This window comes from Shinella agrisoli (assembly GCF_046557955.1).
Classification (GTDB): domain Bacteria; phylum Pseudomonadota; class Alphaproteobacteria; order Rhizobiales; family Rhizobiaceae; genus Shinella.
The window spans coordinates 26,102-49,834 of the sequence record NZ_JBJIEP010000013.1; the positions used below are offsets into that span (position 1 = coordinate 26,102).

The window sequence follows — 23,733 nt, forward strand, 5'->3', positions numbered from 1 at the left end:
GGACGGGGAAATGTGGGTGAAAAAACTTCGTTACAAAACGACAGGCGGAGCAAGTCAAGGTTGATTCCCACTGTGAAATCGCTGAGATTTTGCACAGGCAGGAAAAGGATTTGATGGAACCTGAACTTCCGCTTGAATTGCTTATTCGAGGATATCCGATCAGCCATCAAACCAAACGCAAGAGCGCGTTGGAAGATTGGAAAAGGGATGTTCACGACCAAGCGCGCAGTCAAATGGACGAAGGGCATTTCGCGCTGCAGGGGTTATTGACTGCAACGGTCTACTTTTTCCCCCAGACCACGCTTGAACCGGACCTCGACAACGCCGCCAAGCCTATCCTCGACGGGCTTTGCGAATGCATCTATATGGATGACAGGCAAATCGAGCGCCTTGTCATTCAGCGTTTCGAGCCCGGACGTCCCATTCCGCTTACGGATGACAGTTTTCATTTCAATGCGGCTGTCGCTTCGCTCGAGCCGATCGTTTATATTCGGCTTGAGGCCTTTGATGAGGAACAGACATGAGAACCAGTCATTCCGAGATGGAACGCTTGGCGCTGGATCAACTCGAGCCTCAATTCGTGCGCCGCGGCTACAAATTGATACGCAATCCCTCTAGAGCGGAGTTGCCGTCCTTTATTGAGGGATACGTCCCCGATGCCATCGCGGTCGGAAGAAAGCCCAATATCGCCCTGGAGATCAAGGGGCGTGGCAGTCCGCAGGTCGAGGGCAGCCTCGCGAGAATACGCGAGCTGTTCAACGGCAGAGACGACTGGGAGTTCCAAGTCTATTACTTCAACTCGCTCGCCCCCCTTGTCGCGGCCTTGCCCGCGGGTGAGCTGGACCAGATCGTCAAAAGAATCGAAAGCCTGTCGGGCGCGCATAATCAAGCGTCGTTCATGCTGGCCTGGTCGGTTCTGGAGGCGAGTGCAAGGGAGGCCGGCCTTATCGACGACAAGCCGGTCGAAGCGAATCGGATGGTCGGCGTTCTTGCGTCGGAAGGCTATATCCGCAGCGACGAGGTGTCGGAACTTCTGGAACTGGCCAGTCTTCGCATCAAGCTCGCCCATGGACAATTGGATATCGAACCGTCCCGGGCCGACGTGAAGCGCGTTCTGGAACTGGTTTCTCAAATCCGGACACCGGATGAAGGCGGCGCCCGTCCGGCTGAATAGCTGGCGCGGTTGGCCCCTTCCAATCCCCCCGTTTTCCCCGTATACCGCGCGACGCAACGCGCCGGCTTCCGGCCATTCCCTCGCATACCACCCGCATTCGTTGGCGGGACTGGATAGGAGATCTTTCATGTCTGCACCCGTTTCCCTGACTTTTCCCGATGGTTCCGTCCGCGAATATCCCGCGGGCTCGACCGGGCGTGACGTGGCCGAGGCGATTTCCAAGTCGCTGGCCAAGAAGGCGGTCGCCGTCTCGCTCGACGGGACCTTGCGCGATCTCTCCGATCCCGTTTCCGACGGGCGGATCGAGATCGTCACGCGCGACGACGACCGCGCGCTGGAGTTGATCCGGCACGACGCCGCGCATGTGATGGCGGAGGCGGTGCAGGAGCTCTGGCCGGGCACGCAGGTGACGATCGGGCCGGTCATCGACAACGGCTTCTACTACGACTTCGCCAGGAACGAGCCCTTCACGCCGGACGACCTGCCGAAGATCGAGAAGCGCATGAAGGAGATCATCCAGCGCAACAGGCCCTTCACCAAGGAGGTCTGGCCGCGCGAGAAGGCGAGGGAGGTCTTCGCGTCGAAGGGCGAGAGCTACAAGGTCGAGCTGGTCGATGCGATCTCCGAGGGGCAGGACCTCAAGATCTACTACCAGGGCGACTGGTTCGACCTGTGCCGCGGGCCGCACATGGCCTCGACCGGCCAGATCGGCACGGCCTTCAAGCTGATGAAGGTGGCTGGCGCCTACTGGCGCGGCGATTCGAACAACCCGATGCTGACGCGCATCTACGGCACCGCCTGGCGCACGCAGGAAGAGCTCGACACCTACCTCAACATCCTCGCCGAGGCGGAAAAGCGCGACCATCGCCGGCTCGGCCGCGAGATGGACCTCTTCCATTTCCAGGAGGAAGGGCCGGGCGTCGTCTTCTGGCACGGCAAGGGCTGGCGCATGTTCCAGACGCTCGTCGCCTACATGCGCCGGCGGCTCGCCGGCACCTACGAGGAGGTGAACGCGCCGCAGGTGCTCGACAAGTCGCTGTGGGAGACCTCCGGCCACTGGGGCTGGTATCGCGACAACATGTTCAAGGTGACCGTCGCCGGCGACGAGACCGACGACGAACGCGTCTTCGCGCTGAAGCCGATGAACTGCCCGGGCCATGTGCAGATCTTCAAGCACGGCTTGAAGTCCTATCGAGAACTGCCTGTGCGGCTTGCGGAATTCGGCAACGTGCACCGCTATGAGCCTTCCGGCGCGCTGCACGGCCTGATGCGCGTGCGCGGCTTCACGCAGGACGACGCCCACGTCTTCTGCACCGACGAGCAGATGGCGGCCGAATGCCTGCGCATCAACGACCTGATCCTCTCTGTCTACAAGGACTTCGGCTTCGACGAGATCACCATCAAGCTCTCCACCCGGCCGGACAAGCGCGTCGGCTCGGACGAATTGTGGGACCGCGCCGAGGGCGTCATGACGGAGGTGCTGGAGACGATCCAGCGCCAGTCGAACAACATCAAGACCGGCATCCTGCCGGGCGAGGGCGCGTTCTACGGGCCGAAGTTCGAATACACGCTGAAGGACGCCATCGGCCGCGAATGGCAGTGCGGCACCACGCAGGTCGACTTCAACCTGCCGGAACGCTTCGGCGCCTTCTACATCGACCAGAACTCGGAGAAGCGCCAGCCGGTGATGATCCACCGCGCCATCTGCGGCTCGATGGAGCGCTTCCTCGGCATCCTCATCGAGAACTTCGCCGGCCACATGCCGCTGTGGATCGCGCCGCTGCAGGTGGTCGTCGCGACCATCACCTCCGAGGCGGACGACTATGCGCGCGAGGTGGCGGAGAAGCTGCGTGAGGCGGGCATGACCGTCGAGACCGATCTTCGCAACGAGAAGATCAACTACAAGGTCCGCGAGCATTCGGTGACCAAGGTGCCGGTCATCATCGTCTGCGGCCGGCGGGAGGCGGAGGAGCGCTCCGTCAACATCCGCCGGCTCGGCTCGCAGAACCAGACGGCCATGCCGCTCGACGCGGCGGTCGAGGCGCTGTCGCTGGAGGCCATGCCGCCGGACCTCAAGCGCAAGCTCGGCAAGGCGTAGGCCTCCGCCGGCCCTGTCGGAAAACTGTTACGATCCCGTGCTAGCTGGTGCGGGATCGGCCGCCGCCGGCACTCGCCTCTCTTTCGTCACGGATACGGAAACGGTGTGGTTCAGGCGTCCACGTTGCATGTTATTGAGAGGAACGCCGTGCGGTTCAAGGAACTCTCCTACGCCAACGAGAACGATCCGCGCCTCAAACGATGGTTCATCCGCTCCATGGAAGGCCTTGCCGGGCGTGACCGCTACGCCCGGCTCTACGACATCTGGCGCAATTCCGTCGTGGGAACGAGCGCGCGCGTCTTCGGCGACATGCTCGACCTCATCGACGTGCGCCTCAGGGTGCAGGGCGCCTGGCCGCCGCCGGACCTGCCGGAGGGGCCGGTCGTCATCGTCGCCAACCATCCCTTCGGCATCGGCGACGGCATCGCCGTGCTGGCGCTCGCCGAGCAGCTCGGCCGGCCGTTCCGGGTGATGATCCACAACGACCTCCTGAAAGTGCCGGAAATGCAGCCCTATGCGCTGCCGGTCTCCTTCGAGGAGACGAAGGAGGCGCTCGCGCTCAACATGAAGACGCGGACGGAGGCGGTGCGGCTCCTGAAGGAGGGCACGACGGTGATCGTGTTTCCGGCGGGGGGCGTGGCGACGGCGCGCAAGGTCTTCGGCCGGGCGGAGGACCTGCCGTGGAAGATGTTTCCGGCAAAGCTCATCCAGGCGGCGCAGGCGAGCGTCATCCCCGTCTATTTCGAGGGGCAGAACGGGCGGCTCTTCCACCTCGCCAGCAAGGTATCGCTGACGCTGAGGCTCTCGCTGCTGATCCGCGAGTTCCGCCGGCTTTCCGGCTCGACGATCGCCGCGCGCATCGGCGGCGTCATTCCCTGGGCGTCGCTCGCCTCGGGCGACCGGAAGGCCGTCACGGCGCGGCTCCACGAGGCGGTGTTCGCGATGGCGCCGCGCCCGAGACCCTTTCCGCGCCGGGCGGGTTAGTCCACCACGTCCTCGGCGGCTGCCTTCTGCTCTGCCGCCTTCTCGTCGAGCAGTACCTCGACATCCCTGTTGACGCCGGCCTTCACCTGGAAATCGCGCTGGTAGATCCTGTTCTTGTTGCGGGCGACGGCGATGTAGCTGCCTTCCGCGAGCACGAGGGTCGGGAAGGCGCCGACGCTTTCGCTGACGGTGTCGCCGGAGGAGGTGAGGATCGACCAGGCCGTGTCGGCGATCGCCTCGCCGCCGGGCTCGGAGACGAGCTTCAGCGTCAGCTTGGCGGCGCGGTGCTGGATCGTCGCGCGCGTCAGCTTGCCGGCCTCGACCTGGATGTCGGCGCGGATGACGGCGTTGACCGTGCCGTAGTCGGAGACGACGTGGTAGGTGCCGGCATTGAGGCGCACGACGGAATTCGGCTTCACATTGTCCATGACGAGGTTGCGCTCGCCGTCCTCGCGCACTTCGGCGGAGTAGACCGCAAAGCTCAGCTCCTTCGGCGGGATGCGCACGTCGGAGCCGGAAACGGCGTTCAGCATGATGCCGCCGGCATCGAGCACCATGACCTGCTTTTCGACCTTGCCGTCCTCGGGAACCACGAGCTTCTTCGTTGCGCCGGCGCGGCCGAAGGCGACGTTGACGAAATATTCGCCGGGCACGAGCTGGAAGGCGGCCGAGCCGCCCTCGGACGTGGCGAGCAGCGGCAGCTTGCCGTCGGCCCCGGGAATCGGCGAGAAGACGCGCCAGGTGAGGCCATGCTGCATCGGCTGGCCGTCCTTGGTCAGCAACGCCTCGCAGGTGACGTCGCGCAGGTTCTGCGGAGTTGCTTCGCCGGTGACGATCGGGTTGAACGAGGTGATCTTGCTGCCCTTCAGCGGCGTGGTGATCTGCGAGAAGCTATCCAGGGCGTCCTGCGCGCGGACCGGAACGAACGACGAGGCGAGGCTCGCCACGGCGAGGCTCACGGCAGCGACGGGGGGGATACGCATGCGCATGGGAACGGTTGACTTCCTGACTGTAAGGCTCCACTTGAAGACCCGGCTAATGGCATTTTCAAGGCCGCGTCCGCGGGCCAAGGTATTGGAACTCCCTCCCGATGAAAACCGAAATCAAGCTGATCGATTATCTTTCGACCCGCCGGTCGATCCCCGCCTTCCAGATGAGCGAGCCCGGCCCGTCGCGGGGCGAGGTGGAGGAGATGCTGAAACTGGCCTCGCGCGTGCCGGACCACGGCAAGCTCGCGCCCTGGCGCTTCATCGTCTATCGCGGGAAGGAGCGCCGGCGCATCAGCGAGGAACTGGCGAAGATCGCGCTCGCCGACAAGCCGGACCTTTCCGAGGAGATGGTGAAGGTGGAGAACACGCGGCTCACCCGCGCGCCCGTGGTCATCGCCGTCGTCAGCCGCGCGGCGCCGCATGTCAAGATCCCGGAATGGGAGCAGGTGATGTCGGCCGGCGCCGTCTGCCTCAACCTGGTGATGGCGGCCAATGCGCATGGCTTCGCCTCGAACTGGCTGACGGAATGGTACGCCTTCGACCCGCGCGCCTACCCGATCCTCGGGGTGAGGGAAGGCGAGAAGGTCGCGGGCTTCATCCATATCGGCACGCCCACCGTGCCGCCGACCGAACGGCCGCGCCCGGAGCTTTCCGAGATCGTCACATGGGTGGGCGATGAGGCCTGACGCGCTGTTCTACGAGACGGGGGCGAACGCCCACGGCCTCAAGCACGATCCCTTAAAGGCGATCGTCGCGCCGCGCCCGATCGGCTGGATCGGCACGAAGGCGGCGGACGGGCGGCTGAACCTTTCGCCCTATTCGTTCTTCAACGCGGTCGCCGACAGGCCCAAGCTGGTGATGTTCTCGTCGAGCGGCCGCAAGGACAGCGTGACGAACATCGAGGAGACCGGCGTCTTCACCTGCTCGCTGGCAAGCCGGCATCTGGCCGAGCAGATGAATGCGAGCTCGGTCGCCGTGCCGCGCGGGGTCGACGAGTTCGCCATCGCCGCGCTCACGCCGGTCACGGGCCGTCTCGTCGATGCGCCCTATGTCGGCGAGGCCTATGCGGCGCTCGAGTGCCGCGCGACGCAGATCCTTCGGCCGGTCGACGCGGACGGGCGCGAATCGGACAACTGGGTGGTGTTCGGCCAGGTCCTCGGCATCCATATCAGCCAGGAGATCATCCGTGACGGCATGCTCGACATGGCGGTCGCCCGCCCGCTCGGGCGGATGGGCTATATGGACTATTGCGACGGCGGGGCGGATGTCTTCGCCATGATGCGGCCGAAGGCGGGGTGAGGCACCGTCGGTTTGTTTTCCGACACGCCCACGAACGCCTTCATCCTCGGGCTTGGCCATAGGCCGCCTCGATTGCGGCAAGCTGCGCTTCGTCGCCTGCCACGCGGCCGAAGAATCCGTCGTCGCGCGAGCGCCGGCAATCTGCCGCGAAGGCCTCTCCGTCAAGCTCCGAGACCGAATCGTAGGCCGGGATGCCGGCGGCTGCGGCGGTGAGCAGCACGGCAGCGCGGGCGGCCGCGAAGGCGCCGGTCCATTCGCCGTTTCCGGCGCGGGAACGCCTTGCGTTCAGGGCACCTGCCAGGGCCCTTTCGTCCCAGACCAGGCCCGCCAGCCGCCCCGACTTGCCGGAAAGGTTTCGAGGGGAGGACGGCGCCGGCAGGATGCCGTCCGTGACGGCAAGGATCGGCGTGCTGCCTTCGGGACGGCCTTCTTCCGCCTCGGCGACGGAGAGAAGGACCGCGAGACGCTGGACGGCCGCACCGTCTCGGCACCCGGCAAGGGCGATGCCCGCCGCCCCGCCGGCAAGGGAATGCCGGAGCGATTCGACGCTTGCCGCCGCTTCGACGATGGCAAAGCGGCCGTCGGTTTCCGCCCCGGCGGGCAGGGCGAGGCCATCGGGCGTCGCAAGCAGGGCGTGAGGGAGCGTTCTCATGCCTCTTCATAGGGCTTTGCGCGCATCCGTGGCAATGACCGCGCGGTTAACGGATATGGTGAACCAATCTTAAACACTTTGGCGCTAGCGTGGCGCAAGTAGCGTTTTCAGGCGTTTGGGGCGTCCATTGATCGTTCATGCATTTCTCCGTTGGGTCGAGACCGCACAAGCAGCCGACAGGGCGAAGGCGGCCAGTGTGCTGGCGCGGGCTTACGCGCGGGCGCGGATCGCGCCCGACGACCGGCATGCGGCGGAAATGGCGATGATCTTCCTGCTCGACGACCCGGCGCCGAAGGTGCGGCTCGCCCTTGCAGAAGCGCTTGCCGACTGCGAGGAGGCGCCGCGCGCCGTCATCCTGCCGCTTGCGGAGGACCAGCCGGAAATCGCCGCCCATGTCATCCTGCGCTCGCCGCTGCTGATGGATGCCGACCTCGTGGATCTTGCTGCGAGGGGCAGCGACACGACGCGCATGCTGATCGCGCATCGCGCCTTCGTTTCCCGGCCGGTCTCGGCCGCGCTTGCGGAGATCGGCGCCGTGCCGGAGGCGCTGGCGCTGCTCGACAACGGCGGGGCCGCGATCTCGCGCCGCAGCCTGGCGCGCATCGCAGACCGTCTCGGCGACGATGCGCAGATCCGCGCGCGGCTGCTCGATCGCGACGACCTGCCGAGCGATGCGCGCCATGCGCTGGTCGAGAAGATCGGCTCGGCACTCGCCGGCTTCGGGCTCATCCAGGCGGCGGTGGGCACCGGCCGCGTCGAGCGCATCACGCGGGAGGCCTGCGATGTCGCGACGATCGGCATGGTGGGGGAGGTGGCGCCCCAGGAAATGCCGGCGCTGGTGGAGCACCTGCGCCTTGTCGGCCGGCTGACGCCCGTCTTCCTCATGCATGCGCTGTGCTCCGGCCGCGTCGAGTTCTTCGCGGCGGCCATCGCCAACCTTTCCGGGCAGGCGGAGCGGCGGGTGCGGTCCATCCTCTGCGACGGCCGCGAGGCGGCCGTGCGCGCGCTCTACGAAACCGCCGGCCTCGGCCGCGACATCAGCGCGCTCTTCGCCGAGGCGACGATGCTGTGGCGGCGCGAGGCGAAGGGGGGAGACGGCATGCTTTCCGTTTCCGAGAGGCTGCTGTCCCGCGCCCGCGAGGCGGGAAACGCGTCCAGCCGGTCGATGCTGGAGATGGTCGAGCGCCTTGCCATCGCCGAGCAGCGCCAGACGGCGCGCAGCTACGCGCTCATTGCCGCGCGCGAGGCGGCATAGGAGCTATTCGGCGAAGCGCTTCACCACCCAGGAATAGCCGTCCTCGGCATAGCGCACCGGCGTGGTGACGGCCGCTTTCAGCGAGGCCGCGTCGGGGATCGCCTTCTTCACGAAGTTCAGCGTGCGCGCGGCAAGGCCCTGCCGCGCCTCGGCGGTCTCGGCCGGGACAGGGACTTCGCTTTGCGCCGAGGTCTCGGCGGGCGTCGGGCCGGGATCGGGCTCGGCCACCTCGGCCGTCATCCGGTCGCCGGAGCTTTCGCAGACGGCGACGATGACCGGGTAGTTCCTGTTCTGGTGGCGGTTGATGTAGGTCTCGGCCTGCGCGTCGCAGAGCGCCACGGTCTGCCAGCTCCGGTCGACCGTATCGATGTAATGGCATTGGGTCGCGCTGTCGTCGCAGCCCATGATCGTCATGACGATGAGCGCAGCTTTCATGGCCGTCCTTTCCGCATCCGGTGTCGCCGGTTAGAGGCCGGCATTGCCGCGAAAATAAGGCGCCGCCGCCTCAGATGTCGAGGTTGTCCGCGAAGACGGCGCGCTCCTGGATGAAGCGGAAGCGGGCCTCCGGCTTCGTGCCCATCAGGTCGTCGACGGCCGTGCGCGTTCCCTCGAAGTCGACGTCGTCGATCTCCACCTTGAGCAGCGTGCGCTTGGCCGGGTCCATCGTCGTTTCCTTGAGCTGCGCGGGCAGCATCTCGCCGAGGCCCTTGAAGCGGCCGATCTCGACCTTGCCGCGGCCGTTGAACTCGGTGCGCATCAGTTCCTCGCGGTGCTGGTCGTCGCGCGCATAGAGCGTCTTGCCGCCCTGGCTGATGCGGTAGAGCGGCGGCACGGCGAGGTAGAGGTGGCCGCCGCGGATGAGGTCGGGCATCTCCTGGTAGAAGAAGGTGATGAGGAGCGAGGCGATGTGCGCGCCGTCGACGTCCGCGTCGGTCATGACGATGACGCGCTCGTAGCGTAGGTCCTCCTCGCGGTATTTCGTGCGCGTGCCGCAGCCGAGCGCCTGGATGAGGTCGGCGATCTGCTGGTTGGCGCCGAGCTTCTCGCGGCCGGCGCTGGCGACGTTGAGGATCTTTCCGCGCAGGGGCAGGATGGCCTGGTTGGCGCGGTTGCGCGCCTGCTTGGCCGAGCCGCCGGCCGAATCGCCCTCGACGATGAAGAGTTCGGCGCCCTCGGCGGAATTCTGCGCGCAGTCGGCGAGCTTGCCGGGCAGGCGCAGCTTGCGCACCGCCGTCTTGCGGGAGACTTCCTTCTCCTTGCGGCGGCGCATGCGCTCTTCCGCGCGCTCGATCACCCAGTCGAGCAGCTTGGCCGCTTCCGCGGGGTTGTCGGCGAGATAGTGGTCGAAGGGATCGCGCAGCGCGTTCTCGACGATGCGCTGGGCCTCGACGCTGGCGAGCTTGTCCTTCGTCTGGCCGACGAATTCCGGCTCGCGGATGAAGACGGACAGCATGCCGACGGCGGAGATCATCACGTCGTCGGTGGTGATCATCGCCGCGCGCTTGTTCTGCGTCAGCTCGGCGTAGTTCTTCAGCCCCTTGGTAAGGGCGATGCGAAGCCCCGCCTCGTGCGTGCCACCGTCCGCCGTCGGGATGGTGTTGCAATAGGAGTGGATGAGCGAATCGCCGCCGTACCAGGTGACGGCCCATTCCAGCGAGCCGTGGCCGCCCGGCTTCTCGCTCTTGCCGGCGAAGATCTCGCGGGTGACGGTGTGTTCCTTGCCGAGCGTGGCCTGGAGATAGTCCTTGAGGCCGCCGGGGAAGTGGAAGACCGCCTTTTCCGGCGTCTCGGACCCTTCCGGCAGCAGGGACGGGTCGCAGCTCCAGCGGATTTCCACGCCGCCGAAGAGATAGGCTTTCGAGCGGGCCATGCGGAAGACGCGGCCCGGATCGAAATGCGCATGCGCACCGAAGATGTCCGGGTCCGGATGGAAACGGACCTTGGTGCCGCGGCGGTTGTGCACGTCGCCGAGCTCCTCGAGGGGGCCGAGCGGCTTGCCGCGCGAGAAACGCTGGCGGTAGAGCTTCTTGTTGCGCGCGACCTCGACCTCCAGATGGTCGGAGAGCGCGTTGACGACCGAGACGCCGACGCCGTGCAGGCCGCCCGAGGTCTCGTAGGCCTTGCCGTCGAACTTGCCGCCGGCATGCAGCACGGTGAGGATGACCTCGAGCGTCGACTTGCCCGGCATCTGCGGGTGGTTCTCGACCGGGATGCCGCGGCCGTTGTCGGTGACGGTCAGGAAGCCCTCGGCGTCGAGATGGACCTCGATGAAGTTGGCATGGCCGGCGACGGCCTCGTCCATCGAGTTGTCGATGACCTCGGCGAAGAGGTGGTGCAGCGCCTTCTCGTCCGTGCCGCCGATATACATGCCGGGACGCATGCGCACGGGCTCGAGGCCTTCGAGCACGCGGATGGCCGAGGCGTCGTAGCCGCCGGACCCTTCGCCCGGCGCTTGCCGGGGCTCCGGCCGACTCTCGCGGGCAGGCGCGGCCACGGCCCGTTCCGCCGGCGCGGGAGGCTGCCGGGCGGGCTCGAAAGGCAGGTTGGCGAAGAGGTCGTTGTTATCGTCTTGCATGGGCCGTTCAGAGTTTGTTCCGTTTGCCGCTTCTTCCCGCCGATCCGTTCAGATCGGGGCATGGCGCGGATGGGGCGTCGGCGAATCACTGGCGACTCTGCCAGATTCCGTGGGTTTTCGCGATGCCGCGTGGCGCCGACTTGCGGGCGAGGATTGCTTTGCGCGCGGGCGGATGGCAAGTATCGCCACCGCAAGGGAGCTCCTGTTCATGCCTCAGTCCACAGTTCATTGCCTTCGCCGGCTGGTTTTTGCCGTGTTCTTCGCCGGCCTTGCGGCGCAGGACGCCGCCGCGCTGACGCTTCAGCCCTGGAAGGACGAGCTGTTCGGCTACGGCGCGGTGGTCGAGACGAGCGACGGCGGCGCCCTGCGCGTCGTCGATTACCAGGAGCTGCGCGACATCAACGCCCGCGACAAGGTGCCCGAGCGCCGGGTGAAATCCGCCTATGTCTCGACGGCCGTGAAGAAGGCGCAGCGGAACGTCACGCTGGACACGCCCGCAGGGCCGCTCGACGTGGCGATGACCGGCAGGGGCGAGGGCGCCGCCTTCACCGTCATCTTCATCCACGGCCGCGGCGGCGACCGGCGGCTCGGCAACAACGACTGGAGCTTCGGCGGCAACTTCAACCGCCTCAAGAACCTCGCCGTGCGCAACGGCGGCGTCTACTACGCGCCGAGCGTGCCGTCCTTCGACGATGCGGGGGCGGCGCGCGTTTCCGGCCTCATCCTGAGGGCCAAGGCGCTTTCGCCGGATGCGCCGGTCATCCTCGCCTGCGCCTCGATGGGAAGCTTCGTCTGCGCGCGCGTGGTGCGCGACGCGGCGGCCGTCAAAAGCCTTTCCGGCATGGTGCTGATGGGCGGGGCGGCGGACGGCGACTATGCCGCAACGCCCGCCTTCAAGGCGAAGCTGCCCGTCTACTTCACCCACGGCGACAGCGACAGCGTCTATGCGGCGAACGACCAGATCGCCGTCTTCCGCAAGCTGCGCAAGGCCGGCATACCGGCGCGTTTCGTGCTGTTCCAGACCGGCGGCCACGGAACGCCGGTGCGCATGACCGACTGGCGGGAAACGCTGAACTGGCTGTTTGCGCAATAGCGCTCAGGCCGAGCGCAGGAGGACCTTGGTCGAGCCCACGGCGGCGGCGATCTGCTGGTAGTGGTTCGCCCGCTTTTCCGAATTTTCGGCGGCGCGCAGCAGCTGGGTTTCTGCTTCCTGGATGACCTGCCGCGCCTGCTCCATCGCCTTGTTCAGGTTCTCTCGCTTGATGGCGACGTAGGTCTTGCTCTCCTTCAGCCGCGCATTGCCGCGGGAGCGCTGGCGCGGGGCTCTCCGGTCGATGTTGCCCGCCTGGATGCGGCCGAGCTTGCCGGCCGCCTGGCTTATGATCCGCCGGGCCTCATCATAGGCCGGCCCGCGCGGGATGCGCCGGGCGATGTCGAGCAGGCGCTGCCGCAGGCAATCGATGCGATACACCGGATCGTAGGAGGCGCATTCCGCGCGGACCGCGTCGATATTCCGGGTGATCGAGTTGGTGAGGTAGCTGGTCGGCGTCGCCGTGCTCGTGCTGGTGCCGGCCGTTCCCGAGGCCGTCGGGCCGCTGCTGGTGCCCCCGCCGGGCGTCGACTGGCTGAAGGCTTCCTGCACGCCCGCCACGGCAAGTGCCGCGGCAAGGATTGCGGCGCCGAACGAGCGTACGCGTATTGACGTGTTCATTTGTCCTTCCCCTCTGTTACGGCGTCTGGCCGAAGGCGATGCGCATGCTGCGCTGCGTGCCGGCGCCGATATCCCCGTCGATCGCACCCGTATAGAACCTGTTGCGCCGCAGTTCCGCCTGAAGCGCGCGCCGCGTCTCCGGCTTGAACATCGTCGGGCGGCTGGTGAGCTGCTGCAGCACGTCGTCGACGCCGGAGCGCAGCGCCTGATAGAGGTAGGCTGCGGCATCCTCGGGCGTCTTGCCGGCGACGAGCCCGTCGTCGATCAGCGCCGCGACGTTGAACATCGCCTGCGGATGGCGAAGGTCGGCGGCCTTGATGAAGAGCTCGATCGCCTTCCTGGGATCGCGCGGCAGGCCCTCCGCGCCCTGGTAGTAGAGAAAGCCGAGATCGTTGACGGCATCGGCGAAGCCGAGATCGGCGGACCTGCGGTAGAGGTTCAGCGCCTCGGCGACGTTCTGCGCCGTGCCGATCCCCTTTTCGTAGAGCTTGCCGAGCTCGAACATGGCCTCCGCGTCACCCGCATCGGCCGCCTTCCTGAAGAGCTCGAAGGCCTTTTCCGGCTGGAACTTCTGCGAATCGGGAGACAGCGCCATGTAGCCGAGGCCGATCATGGCGCGGGTGTTGCCCTCCTCCGCCAGGCTTGCCAGCTGGACCGCCTGCTCGGGCCTGAGCGCCTGCCACTGGCCGGCCTTGTCGGCGACCTCGGCGAGCGCGCCGTCTTCGCCCGCCAGGAAGAAGGGGGCGCCGGAAAGCGAGCCGTAGAAATGGGGCTGCTGGCGGTTGCCCGTCAGGGACATCACCCGGTCGCGGACCTGCCGGAAGACGAGGCCGATCTCGACATCGGGACGCGGCAGGCTCTCCAGCAGGGCGCTCGCGAAGGGGCTGTGCTCGCCATCCCCGTCGAGCGCCACCTTGCCGCCCTCCGCGGCATAGACGACGAGCATGCCCTGCGACGGGTCGGGCGCGGACAGGCCGCCCGCGGCCATGACCGCGGCACCCTGCGCGGCACTGACGCCGCCGGCCGCGGCCGCAAGGCCCCTCGATGCGGGGAAGGGGTTGTTGCGGCAGGAATCGAGGATGACGATGCGGAGCTTGCGGGCACGGGCGACGCTTTCGAGCACCGCGGTGAGGCTGACCGCCCGATCGGGGATCTTCGCCGGGTCGTCGACGGCGATGTCGACCGGGATGAGGTAGTTTTCGCCGGCCGCCTCCACCCCATGGCCGGCGTAGTAGACCATCGCGATGTCCGCCGTCTCCGCCTTGCGCGAGAAGGCGGCGATCGTGTCCTCCATCTGGGCCAGCGGAACGTCGATGGCGAGATCGACCGCAAAGCCGAGCCGCTCAAGCATGGCCCCGACGGCGCGCGCATCCGCCTCGGTATTGCGCAGCGGCGATATGGACGCATAGGCCGCCATGCCGACCACGAGCGCCACCCGCTTGGCGCCGACTTCCGGCGATGCCATCGTCTCCTCGGCGGTCACGCGGCCGACCGCGGTCTTGATGGGCATCAGGCCGCGCGTCTGCTCCTCGTTCCCGCCCGACGGCCGGTTTTCCTGCGCGGCGGCGATGCCGGCGAGCAGAAGCGCGGCCGCGGCGGCAGCCATACAGCATCGTATGGGACGCATGCCCCCCATCCCTTCGCCCCCGATCAGGTTTTCGGCATCGTTCGATTACGTTTCAGGCAAGAGGAATATTCAACGCCAGGTACGGTAAAACGCATCTTTTCTTGGGGACGTCGATTTGCTACGCCGCATGCCGACCGACATTTACAGAGAGGGAGGTCTCATGACACCGGACGTTACACCGCTCGTCGCCGGAAACTGGAAGATGAACGGCACGCGCGCATCGCTGGACCAGATCAAGGCGATGGCCGAAGGCGTGAAGGGACCGCTTTCCGGAAAGGTCGAAACGCTGATCTGCCCGCCGGCGACCCTCCTCTACGTGGCGACCGCGCTCTGCGACGACAGCCCGCTCAGGATCGGCGCCCAGGACTGCCATGAAAAGGCCTCCGGCGCGCATACCGGCGACATCTCCGCCGAGATGATCGCCGACTGCTTCGGCACCCATGTCATCGTCGGCCATTCCGAGCGCCGCACGGACCACGGCGAGAGCGACGCGCTGGTCCGCGCCAAGGCCGAGGCCGCCCACCGGAACGGCCTCGTCGCCATCGTCTGCATCGGCGAGACGGGCGAGGAACGCAAGGCCGGCAAGACGCTCGACGTGCTGAAGACCCAGCTTGCCGCCTCCGTGCCGGATGGCGCGACGGCGGAAAACACGGTCATCGCCTACGAGCCCGTCTGGGCGATCGGCACCGGCCTGACGCCGACGGCGGCGGACGTCGAGGAGGCCCATGCCTTCATGCGCGCCGAACTCACCGCGCGCTTTGCCGGCGAGGGCGCGAGGATGCGCATCCTCTATGGCGGCTCGGTCAAGCCCGGCAATGCGAAGGAACTGATGGGCGTCGCGAATGTCGACGGCGCGCTGATCGGCGGGGCGAGCTTGAAATCCGACGACTTCCTTGCCATCTACCGCGCATACGAGGCGCTGACGGCCTGAGGACGGCGGCTCTCCGCCATAGCCTTAAAAGGCCGGCGGATTGGCCGGAAGGGCTTGGAATGGCGCGCGGCTTGGTATATTGAGCCGCAAACCTGAAATTTGGCCGCCTGGCCGGGATCTTGGAAAACATGCAGACCATCTTGCTCGTCATCTATCTCATGGTCGTCGTCGCGCTGATCGGCGTCGTGCTGATCCAGCGGTCCGAAGGCGGCGGCCTCGGCATCGGCGGCGGCTCCGGCTTCATGTCGGCCCGCGGCACGGCCAACGCCCTGACGCGCACGACGGCGATCCTCGCCACGCTGTTCTTCGTCCTGGCGCTCGGCATGGGTATCCTCGCCCGCTACGAGACGCGTCCGACCGACATTCTCGACCGCATTCCGGGCACCACCGGCACGGGCGGCGTCCTCGACGCGCTCGGCGGCGGCGAAAGCCAGCAGGACAACGGCGGCCAGCAGAACCAGGGCACCCAGAACAACAACACGACCAACCAGACGCCCGCGACGACCGGCACCGACGCCGTTCCGACCGAGGGCGGCTCCACCGGCACCGGTACGACGGGCGACACGCCCGCGACGACGGGCACCGGCACGGGCGGCGCAACGGGCGAGGGCGGAAACGCCGGCGTACCGAGCGGCCAGTAAGCCGCAAGAACCAAAACGAACCGGCCGGTTGGCGCAAACCAACCGGCCTTCTTCTGTGTAAAACGCCGATTGCGACTTCCGAAATCAACCGCGAGGTGATTTTTCGGTGGCGGAATCGATTTTGAAAAGGTATCCGGTGACTCCCATGGCGCGATATGTATTCATCACAGGCGGCGTGGTTTCTTCCCTCGGAAAAGGCATCGCGGCCGCAGCACTCGGAGCTCTCCTTCAGGCCCGCGGCTACCGCGTCCGCCTTCGCAAGCTCGATCCCTATCTCAACGTCGATCCGGGCACGATGAGCCCGACGCAGCACGGCGAGGTGTTCGTCACCGACGACGGCGCGGAGACCGACCTCGACCTCGGCCACTACGAGCGCTTCACCGGCCGCTCGGCCACCAGGACCGACAACATCACCACCGGCCGCATCTACAAGAACATCATCGACAAGGAACGGCGCGGCGACTATCTCGGCGCGACCGTGCAGGTCATCCCGCACGTCACCAACGAGATCAAGAACTTCGTCACCGAGGGCAACGAGGACTACGACTTCGTCATCTGCGAGATCGGCGGCACGGTGGGCGACATCGAGGCCATGCCCTTCATGGAGGCGATCCGCCAGCTCGGCAACGACCTGCCGCGCGGCACCGCGGTCTACGTCCACCTGACGCTGATGCCCTACATCCCGGCGGCAGGGGAACTGAAGACCAAGCCGACGCAGCATTCCGTCAAGGAGTTGCAGGCCCTCGGCATCCACCCGGACATCCTGCTGGTGCGCGCGGACCGGGAAATCCCGGAAGCCGAGCGCCGCAAGCTCTCGCTCTTCTGCAACGTACGTCCGTCCGCCGTCATCCAGGCGCTCGACGTCGCCTCGATCTACGACGTGCCGCTCGCCTACCACAAGGAAGGCCTCGACGACGAGGTGCTGGCCGCCTTCGGCATCGAGCCGGCGCCCAAGCCGCGCCTGGAAGCCTGGCAGACCGTTTCCGACCGCATCAAGACGCCGGAAGGCGAGGTGACGATCGCCATCGTCGGCAAGTACACCGGCCTCAAGGACGCCTACAAGTCGCTGATCGAGGCGCTCTACCACGGCGGCATTGCCAACCACGTCAAGGTCAAGCTGGAGTGGATCGAGTCGGAGGTCTTCGAGAAGGAGGACCCGGCGCCGTATCTCGAAAAGGTGCACGGCATCCTCGTTCCCGGCGGCTTCGGCGAGCGCGGCTCGGAAGGCAAGATCAATGCGGCGCGCTTCGCCCGCGAGCGCAAGGTGCCCTATTTCGGCATCTGCTTCGGCATGCAGATGGCGGTGGTGGAAGCGGCCCGCAACCTCGCCGGCATCGAGAAGGCCTCCTCCACGGAATTCGGCAAGACGCCCGAGCCGGTCGTCGGCCTGATGACCGAATGGGTGAAGGGGAACGAACTGGAGAAGCGCTCGGCCTCCGGCGACCTCGGCGGCACGATGCGCCTCGGCGCCTACCGCGCGGCGCTGAAGAGCGGCACGAAGATCGCCGACATCTACGGCTCGACGGACATTTCCGAACGCCACCGCCACCGCTACGAGGTGAACGTCGACTACAAGGAGAAGCTGGAGGGCTGCGGCCTCGTCTTCTCCGGCATGTCGCCGGACGGCCTCCTGCCGGAGACGGTGGAATATCCGGACCATCCGTGGTTCATCGGCGTGCAGTACCACCCGGAGCTGAAGAGCCGGCCGCTCGATCCCCACCCGCTCTTCGCGAGTTTCATCGAGGCGGCGCTGGAGCAGAGCCGGCTGGTCTGAAACCCGTCTCGCTGGCAAGAGCCCGGCATTCCCGCCGGGCCTCAAACCCCTCCATCGTCATGGTCGGGGCGAGCCAGACCATCCATAAGCTTTTGAAAAGAATGCATCCTCGGGTCAAGCCCGAGGATGACGGCGTGCTTGGAGCAGGGCTTGTCAACACGCTGAACCCGGCAGGAATGCCGGGCCTTTTCATGCCGTTGAAAACAAAACCTCGCCTCCGTCATCCTCGGGCTTGACCCGAGCATCCAGCGACACCCGCGGCATGGACGGTCGGGTCGAGCCCGACCATGACGATGGAGAAGTCGGCCTGCTCCTACTCCGCGGCCTGCGGCAGAGGGCAGGCGCCGTCGCTGCAATCCTCCCCGGCGAGCGTGCGCTGGCCGATGCCGATGGTGAGGACGGTTGCGATGCCGGCGACGACGGAGACCCAGAAGCCGTTCTGCGCGCCGAACGTGTCGACCGCCCAGCCGGCGACGAAGGCGCCGAGCGCCATGCCGATGCCGATGCCGGTCGTGACCCAGGTGACGCCTTCCGTCAGCATGGCCGCCGGCACGCGGCGCTCGACGAGGCCGAAGGCGGTGATGAAGGTCGGCGAGATGGCGATCCCGCTGAGGAAGACGGCGACGGCCAGCAGCGGCACCGTGCCGGCGAAGGGCAGCGGCAGGGTCGTGACGGCGAGCACGGCGACGGCGATCATGAGCTGCTTCTGCAACGCCATCTTCGGGTTCAGCGCGCCGAGGACGAGGCCGACGACGAAGGAGCCGACGGCATAGACGCCGATGACGAGGCTGGCGGCATTGGGCTGGCCGAGCTCCTTGGTGATCGCCACGGCGCTGACTTCCGCCGTCGCGAAGGTGGAGCCGACGAAGATGAGCGCGAGCGTGATGATCTGCACCGGGCGCAGGCGGATCGCCGAGGTCTGCGGCGTGCTGCCGGCGACATGGCGTACGGCCGGTTCGCTCGCCCGTTGCAGCACGAAGGCGAGCGTGCCGACGGCGAGGAAGGCGGTGCTGACGAGCATGCCGGCCTCCGGGAAGAGCGCGACGGCAAGGCCGACCGAGAGCGAGGCGCCGGCGATGTAGACCAGCTCGTCCGCGGCCGATTCGAAGGCGAAGGCGGTGTTCAGCTCCGGCCGGTCGCGGAAAATCTCCGTCCAGCGGGCGCGCAGCATGGCGGGCATGCTCGGCATGGCGGCCGCCAGGAAGGCGGAGGCGAAGAGCGTCCACACCGGCCAGCCCCGGTTGGTGCCGGCGATCAGCGCGAGGAAGGCGAGGACGGAGACGATCGTCGCGGGCGTCAGCACGGCGGACTGGCCGAAGCGGTCGACGAGACGGGAGACCTGCGGCGCGATGAGCGCGTTGGTGAGCGCGAAGGTGGCGGAGACGGCGCCGGCGAGCCAGTATTCGCCGTGCGTCTGCGACAGCATGGCGACGATGCCGATCGGCGCCATGGCGATGGGAAGGCGTGCGAGAAAGCCGGCGGCGGAAAATCCCTTGGTTCCCGGCACGCTGAAGATCTCTTTGTACGGATTGGACATGGCCTGCTCCTTTAAACGGGCGGTTCCACCACTTACATACGTGGCGTATGTCGAAGAGATAGTTGCATACGCGACGTATGTCAAATAAAATACGCGGCGTATGTGAAAAGGAGATGCCATGCGCAAGCCGCGCGAGGAAATGATCGCCGAAACCCGCGCGAAGCTGATCGCCGCCGGGCGCCACGCCTTCGGCACGCTGGGCTATGCGCATGCGTCGATGGACGATTTCACCGCCGGGGCAGGGCTGACGCGCGGTGCGCTCTACCACCATTTCGGCGACAAGAAGGGCCTTCTCCAGGCGGTCATCCAAGAAATCGACGGCGAGATGACGATGCGGCTCAACCGGATTTCGGCCGAAGCGCCGAACCGCTGGCAGGGGTTCGTCGACGAATGCGTCGCCTATATCGAGATGGCGCTGGAGCCGGAAATCCAGCGAATCATGTTCCGCGACGGACCGGCCGTCCTCGGCGACGTCTCGCAATGGCCGACGAACAGCGGCTGCATCGCGGCGCTCAGCCGCAGCATCGAGCAGCTCAAGGCAGACGGCGTGATGGCGGATATCGATACGGAAGCGGCCGCACGCCTGATCAACGGCGCGAGCAGCCATGCGGCGCTGTGGATCGCCAATTCGGAACGGCCCGAGGAAACGTCCCGCCGTGCCGTCGAGGGTTTCCGGAGGTTATTGGAAGGCTTGCGGGTGAAAAAATGACGGGGCCGTTTCCGGCCCCGCCGCATTTCGCCGGATCTTACCTCGAATAGGGCGAGACGCACTGCTTGCGCGGGCCGTAGTTCGGCTGGAACGTGTTGTCGTATGCCCGGTAGGAGCGGTAGCGGTTGGCGCACCAGCTCACATGCGATCCACCCGCCTGTCGCTCGTTGGCGATCGCCCCGCCGATGGCAGCGCCGAGGCCGAAGGCTGCGAGCGGATACCACCAGCCGTCCGAATGGCGGCGGTAGCCGAGACGATAGGAGCGGTAGCCGCGGTGGCCGTGCCAGCGGCGTTCGGCGCGGCGCTCCCGGCGCTCGTAGCGGTACTGGACCTTCTCGACGGCCGATGCTTCGGGCACGGGGACGCGGGCGAAGGTGACGGCCTGGGCCGGAATGGCGGAGGTGAGGGCGAGGGCGACGGAGAGGGCGCCTGCGGCAAGGCCGGTCCTGAGCTTCAACATGGGAAAACCTTTCGTGCTTGTTCGCGCCCACAACGCGGAAAAGGGGAGCCGGGTTCCGGATCGGTAGCGCGGCACCCGTGATTCCATTGGGAAAATGTCAAAAAAAACGGGTTGGTCCGCCTCGTCGGCTCGCCAACCCGTTCCGGTAAAATGCGGATCAGGGTGTTCGGGGTACAGGGGCTCTCACCACAATCCGGCTGCATCTCCAGATTTCCTGTGAGGCCGATCATGCCCGAACAGGTTTTTCCCGATTGACATAAAGCGCATCTTTTTTGACAATTTCCACATGGCGCGGAAAGCAGCGCGGCAGGGGCCGCTCGACATCACGATCGTCCTTCTTCCCGAGTCGTCGATCATGTCGCTCGCCTCCGTGCTCGACCCCATGCGCGCGGCCAACCGCGTCGTGCCGGAACCGGTCTTCCGCTGGACGATCCTGTCGCCGCAGGGCAAGCCCGTCATGCTGACCTGCGGGGTGGAAATCCGCGTCGACGGGTCCTTCGCCGACGTGACGAGCGGGGATGCGCTCCTCCTCATCGCCGGCTTCAACCAGGACCGCCATGCCGACCGCAATCTCGTTGCCCGGCTCAAGAAGGTGGCGCGCCGCTTCGGCGTCGTCGCCGGCATCGAATCGGGGTGCTGGCTGCTGGCGCGCTCCGGCCTGCTGGACGGCCGCGACGCGACGGCGCACTGGGAGGAACTGGAGGACTTCGCCGCCGCCTTCCCGGCGCTCAACGTGCGCGCCGACCGGTTCGTCACCGACGGGCCGCTCTGGACCTCGGGCGGCGCCTCGCCGACCTTCGACATGATGCTGCACCTGGTGCGCGAGCATTTTGGTTCCGCCGTGGCGCTCGATGTGGCGAGCGTCTTCGTCTACGACGAGACCCATGCGGCGACGGATGCGCAGCCGCTCGTCTCGCTCGGACGGCTCGGCCGGCATCAGCCGGACCTTGCCGCCGCCATCCGCCTGATGGAACGCACGATCGACCGGCCGCTGACGGTCGCCGCCCTTGCGCGGCGGCTCGGCTTTTCGACGCGCAAGCTGGAGACGCTCTTTGCCGGCGGCCTCGGCATCGGGCCGGGAAAATATTACCTGCGCCTCCGGCTGACGGCGGCGCAAAGGATGGTGCGCGACACGCCGCTGCCGATACAGGAGGTGGCGCTGCGCAGCGGTTTCGACAGCCTGTCGGCCTTCTCCCGCGCCTTCCGCAACCATTTCGGCGCGAGCCCGCTGAAGCTGCGGGCGGAGTTGCGGGGCAAGTGAGACGCGATGGGGCGGGGCGTGTGGATCCTTCGGTCAAGCCCGAGCCCCCGGTAAACACGAAAAAGGCGGGCCTGCAAGCCCGCCTTCCGCATCTTCCTGCCGCTGCGTTCAGTGCAGGATCTGGCTGAGGAAGAGCTTGGTGCGCTCGTGCTGCGGGTTGTCGAAGAATTCGGCGGGCGAGTTCTGCTCGACGATCTGGCCCTGGTCCATGAAGATGACGCGGTTGGCGACCTGGCGGGCGAAGCCCATTTCGTGCGTGACGCACAGCATGGTCATGCCTTCCTCGGCGAGCGAGACCATGGTGTCGAGCACTTCCTTGACCATTTCCGGGTCGAGGGCCGAGGTCGGCTCGTCGAAGAGCATGATCTTCGGCTTCATGCAGAGCGAGCGGGCGATGGCCACGCGCTGCTGCTGGCCGCCGGAAAGCTGGCCGGGATATTTGTGCGCCTGCTCGGGGATCTTGACGCGCTTCAGGTAGTGCATCGCCACCTCCTCGGCGTCCTTCTTCGGCATCTTGCGCACCCAGATGGGGGCGAGCGTGCAGTTCTCGAGGATGGTCAGGTGCGGGAAGAGGTTGAAGTGCTGGAACACCATGCCGACTTCGCGGCGCACCTCGTCGATTTTCTTGAGGTCGTTGGTCAGCTCGATGCCGTCGACGACGATCCGGCCCTTCTGGTGCTCTTCCAGGCGGTTGATGCAGCGGATCATCGTCGACTTGCCGGAGCCGGACGGGCCGGCGATGACGATGCGCTCGCCCTTCATGACCTTCAGGTTGATGTCGCGCAGCACGTGGAAGTCGCCGTACCACTTGTTCATGTTGACGATCTCGACGGCGACGTCCGTCGCGGAGACCGTCATCTTTTGCGCCTGGGCTTGGTTGGCCATTCTTGTTTCCTCTCAGTTATCTTTTGTGGCTCGTGTCGAGCCGGCGTTCCACGAAGGCCGAGTAGCGCGACATGCCGAAGCAGAAAATCCAGAACACGAAGCCGGCGAAGATCAGGCCCGTCAGCGGCGTGACCGGCGTGATCCAGCCGGAATCCCCGAAGCTCGCCTTCACGATGCCGAGCAGGTCGTACATCGAGATGATCGTGACGAGCGAGGTGTCCTTGAACATGCCGATGAAGGTGTTCACGATGCCGGGGATCACGAGCTTGATGGCCTGCGGAAGCACGATGAAGGTCATTTTGTGGAAGTAGTTTAGACCAAGGGCATCGGCCGCTTCATATTGCCCTTTCGGAATGGCTTGAAGACCGCCGCGAATAACCTCCGCCATGTAGGCGGACGCGAAGATCGACACGCCGATGAGCGCGCGCAGGAACTTGTCGATATTGTTGCCCGGCTCCAGGAAGAGCGGCAGCAGCACGCTCGCCATGAAGAGGACCGTGATCAGCGGCACGCCGCGGATCAGCTCGATGAAGACGATGCAGGCCGTCTTGAGGATCGGCATCTGCGAGCGGCGCCCGAGCGCCAGCAGGATGCCGGCGGGCAGCGAGACGACGATGCCGACGAAGGAGATGATGAGCGTCACCATCAGCCCGCCCCAGAGCGAGGTCTCCACGTGCCTGAGGCCGAACGAGCCGCCGAGCAGCAGGAAGAAGGAGACGATCGGCAGGGCGACCAGGAGCAGGAGTGCGTTCAGCCCCTTGCGCGGCACCTTCGGCATCAGGAAGGGGATGAGCAGCGCCACGAACAGGGCGACGACGAGCAGCGGCCGCCACAGCTCGCTGCGCGGATAGGAGCCGAACATGAACTGCACGAAGCGGTCGTTCACATAGGCCCAGCAGGCACCGCTCCAGCCGGACGGCAGCTGGCCGCCCTGATCGACCGTGAGGCAGGCCGTGCGGTCGGCCCCGGTCCAGACCGCCGACACGAACAGCCAGTTGAGGGCCGCCGGCAGGTAATAGAGAAGCGCGGCGGCGGCGATGACCGTCATCACGCCGTCCGTCCAGGAGGCGAACAGGTTGTGGCGGATCCATGCGAAGGCCGAGGATTCGGACGCCGGCGGCTTTTCCGCCTCGATGAACCGGTCGCGGACGTAGGTAATGCTTTCTGCCAT

23 protein-coding genes are annotated in these 23,733 nt (G+C 66.4%); 13 read left to right on the top strand and 10 right to left on the bottom strand.

Annotated features, from left to right (window positions below):
• Nucleotides 1-113: 113 nt before the first annotated feature.
• The 4 genes from ACIIOY_RS14650 (at nt 114) to ACIIOY_RS14665 (ending at nt 4,256) form a co-directional block, all read left to right on the top strand.
• On the top strand, nt 114-524 hold the full coding sequence (locus tag ACIIOY_RS14650; RefSeq protein ID WP_411035413.1) for a RusA family crossover junction endodeoxyribonuclease: 411 nt from the start codon (nt 114-116) through the stop codon (nt 522-524).
• Nucleotides 521-1,174 (top strand): hypothetical protein, encoded by a 654-nt coding sequence (locus ACIIOY_RS14655; protein WP_411035414.1) that lies wholly within the window; start codon nt 521-523, stop codon nt 1,172-1,174. Before ACIIOY_RS14650 ends, ACIIOY_RS14655 begins: the two co-directional genes overlap by 4 nt.
• Before the next feature lie 127 nt (nt 1,175-1,301).
• Nucleotides 1,302-3,272: a threonine--tRNA ligase gene (thrS, locus tag ACIIOY_RS14660; protein ID WP_411035415.1), complete on the top strand. Its 1,971-nt coding sequence runs from the start codon at nt 1,302-1,304 to the stop codon at nt 3,270-3,272.
• 147 nt (nt 3,273-3,419) lie between these two features.
• Nucleotides 3,420-4,256, top strand: a complete 837-nt coding sequence (locus tag ACIIOY_RS14665) for a lysophospholipid acyltransferase family protein (protein ID WP_411035416.1) — start codon at nt 3,420-3,422, stop codon at nt 4,254-4,256.
• Here the strand turns inward: ACIIOY_RS14665 and ACIIOY_RS14670 are convergent.
• The gene (locus ACIIOY_RS14670; RefSeq protein WP_411035417.1) at nt 4,253-5,245 is read right to left on the bottom strand and encodes an RgsD C-terminal domain-containing protein; all 993 of its coding nucleotides are present in this window, start codon (nt 5,243-5,245) and stop codon (nt 4,253-4,255) included. The genes ACIIOY_RS14665 and ACIIOY_RS14670 overlap by 4 nt on opposite strands.
• A gap of 101 nt (nt 5,246-5,346) precedes the next feature.
• Between ACIIOY_RS14670 and ACIIOY_RS14675 the strand changes: the two genes are divergently transcribed.
• Together ACIIOY_RS14675 and ACIIOY_RS14680 are read left to right on the top strand one after the other, a co-directional pair.
• Nucleotides 5,347-5,931 carry a nitroreductase family protein gene (locus ACIIOY_RS14675; protein WP_411035418.1) on the top strand — a complete coding sequence of 195 codons (585 nt, stop codon included), beginning with the start codon at nt 5,347-5,349 and terminating at the stop codon, nt 5,929-5,931.
• 4 nt (nt 5,932-5,935) lie between these two features.
• Nucleotides 5,936-6,544: a flavin reductase family protein gene (locus tag ACIIOY_RS14680; protein WP_411035568.1), complete on the top strand. Its 609-nt coding sequence runs from the start codon at nt 5,936-5,938 to the stop codon at nt 6,542-6,544.
• 40 nt (nt 6,545-6,584) lie between these two features.
• Here the strand turns inward: ACIIOY_RS14680 and ACIIOY_RS14685 are convergent, their stop codons facing one another.
• Nucleotides 6,585-7,196: an aldolase/citrate lyase/malate synthase family protein gene (locus ACIIOY_RS14685; RefSeq protein ID WP_411035419.1), complete on the bottom strand. Its 612-nt coding sequence runs from the start codon at nt 7,194-7,196 to the stop codon at nt 6,585-6,587.
• Between the two features lie 127 nt (nt 7,197-7,323).
• Between ACIIOY_RS14685 and ACIIOY_RS14690 the strand changes: the two genes are divergently transcribed.
• Entirely contained in the window at nt 7,324-8,451 is a 1,128-nt protein-coding gene (locus ACIIOY_RS14690) for a DUF2336 domain-containing protein (RefSeq protein ID WP_411035420.1), read from the top strand.
• Between the two features lie 3 nt (nt 8,452-8,454).
• Here the strand turns inward: ACIIOY_RS14690 and ACIIOY_RS14695 are convergent, their stop codons facing one another.
• A complete protein-coding gene (locus ACIIOY_RS14695; RefSeq protein WP_411035421.1) occupies nt 8,455-8,886 on the bottom strand; it encodes a hypothetical protein in 432 nt (143 codons plus the stop codon).
• Nucleotides 8,887-8,956: 70 nt separating this feature from the next.
• A complete protein-coding gene (gene parE / locus ACIIOY_RS14700) occupies nt 8,957-11,026 on the bottom strand; it encodes a DNA topoisomerase IV subunit B (protein ID WP_411035422.1) in 2,070 nt (689 codons plus the stop codon).
• Nucleotides 11,027-11,234: 208 nt separating this feature from the next.
• Here parE and ACIIOY_RS14705 point away from each other — a divergent pair, with 208 nt between their 5' ends.
• Nucleotides 11,235-12,119, top strand: coding sequence for an alpha/beta hydrolase (locus ACIIOY_RS14705; protein ID WP_411035423.1), 885 nt, complete (start codon nt 11,235-11,237; stop codon nt 12,117-12,119).
• A 3-nt stretch (nt 12,120-12,122) separates the two neighbouring features.
• On the opposite strand, the gene ACIIOY_RS14710 is transcribed toward ACIIOY_RS14705, so the two are convergent.
• Both ACIIOY_RS14710 and ACIIOY_RS14715 read right to left on the bottom strand, forming a co-directional pair.
• On the bottom strand, nt 12,123-12,737 hold the full coding sequence (locus ACIIOY_RS14710; protein WP_411035424.1) for a hypothetical protein: 615 nt from the start codon (nt 12,735-12,737) through the stop codon (nt 12,123-12,125).
• Nucleotides 12,738-12,753: 16 nt separating this feature from the next.
• A complete protein-coding gene (locus tag ACIIOY_RS14715) occupies nt 12,754-14,343 on the bottom strand; it encodes a caspase family protein (protein WP_411035425.1) in 1,590 nt (529 codons plus the stop codon).
• Between the two features lie 181 nt (nt 14,344-14,524).
• Between ACIIOY_RS14715 and tpiA the strand changes: the two genes are divergently transcribed.
• The 3 genes from tpiA (at nt 14,525) to pyrG (ending at nt 17,710) form a co-directional block, all read left to right on the top strand.
• Nucleotides 14,525-15,295 carry a triose-phosphate isomerase gene (gene tpiA / locus ACIIOY_RS14720; protein ID WP_411035426.1) on the top strand — a complete coding sequence of 257 codons (771 nt, stop codon included), beginning with the start codon at nt 14,525-14,527 and terminating at the stop codon, nt 15,293-15,295.
• Nucleotides 15,296-15,423: 128 nt separating this feature from the next.
• The gene (gene secG / locus ACIIOY_RS14725) at nt 15,424-15,936 is read left to right on the top strand and encodes a preprotein translocase subunit SecG (RefSeq protein ID WP_411035427.1); all 513 of its coding nucleotides are present in this window, start codon (nt 15,424-15,426) and stop codon (nt 15,934-15,936) included.
• A gap of 145 nt (nt 15,937-16,081) precedes the next feature.
• Nucleotides 16,082-17,710, top strand: a complete 1,629-nt coding sequence (gene pyrG, locus ACIIOY_RS14730; RefSeq protein WP_411035428.1) for a CTP synthase — start codon at nt 16,082-16,084, stop codon at nt 17,708-17,710.
• Nucleotides 17,711-18,023: 313 nt separating this feature from the next.
• Here the strand turns inward: pyrG and ACIIOY_RS14735 are convergent, their stop codons facing one another.
• The gene (locus ACIIOY_RS14735) at nt 18,024-19,247 is read right to left on the bottom strand and encodes an MFS transporter (RefSeq protein ID WP_411035429.1); all 1,224 of its coding nucleotides are present in this window, start codon (nt 19,245-19,247) and stop codon (nt 18,024-18,026) included.
• 118 nt (nt 19,248-19,365) lie between these two features.
• Here ACIIOY_RS14735 and ACIIOY_RS14740 point away from each other — a divergent pair, with 118 nt between their 5' ends.
• Nucleotides 19,366-19,956 carry a TetR/AcrR family transcriptional regulator gene (locus ACIIOY_RS14740; RefSeq protein ID WP_411035430.1) on the top strand — a complete coding sequence of 197 codons (591 nt, stop codon included), beginning with the start codon at nt 19,366-19,368 and terminating at the stop codon, nt 19,954-19,956.
• A gap of 37 nt (nt 19,957-19,993) precedes the next feature.
• Here ACIIOY_RS14740 and ACIIOY_RS14745 read toward each other — a convergent pair whose 3' ends face one another.
• Entirely contained in the window at nt 19,994-20,416 is a 423-nt protein-coding gene (locus ACIIOY_RS14745) for a BA14K family protein (RefSeq protein ID WP_411035431.1), read from the bottom strand.
• A gap of 286 nt (nt 20,417-20,702) precedes the next feature.
• Between ACIIOY_RS14745 and ACIIOY_RS14750 the strand changes: the two genes are divergently transcribed.
• Nucleotides 20,703-21,677, top strand: coding sequence for a GlxA family transcriptional regulator (locus ACIIOY_RS14750; RefSeq protein WP_411035432.1), 975 nt, complete (start codon nt 20,703-20,705; stop codon nt 21,675-21,677).
• A gap of 108 nt (nt 21,678-21,785) precedes the next feature.
• Here the strand turns inward: ACIIOY_RS14750 and ACIIOY_RS14755 are convergent, their stop codons facing one another.
• Nucleotides 21,786-22,562: an amino acid ABC transporter ATP-binding protein gene (locus tag ACIIOY_RS14755; RefSeq protein ID WP_411035433.1), complete on the bottom strand. Its 777-nt coding sequence runs from the start codon at nt 22,560-22,562 to the stop codon at nt 21,786-21,788.
• Between the two features lie 16 nt (nt 22,563-22,578).
• On the bottom strand, nt 22,579-23,733 hold the full coding sequence (locus tag ACIIOY_RS14760) for an amino acid ABC transporter permease (RefSeq protein WP_411035434.1): 1,155 nt from the start codon (nt 23,731-23,733) through the stop codon (nt 22,579-22,581).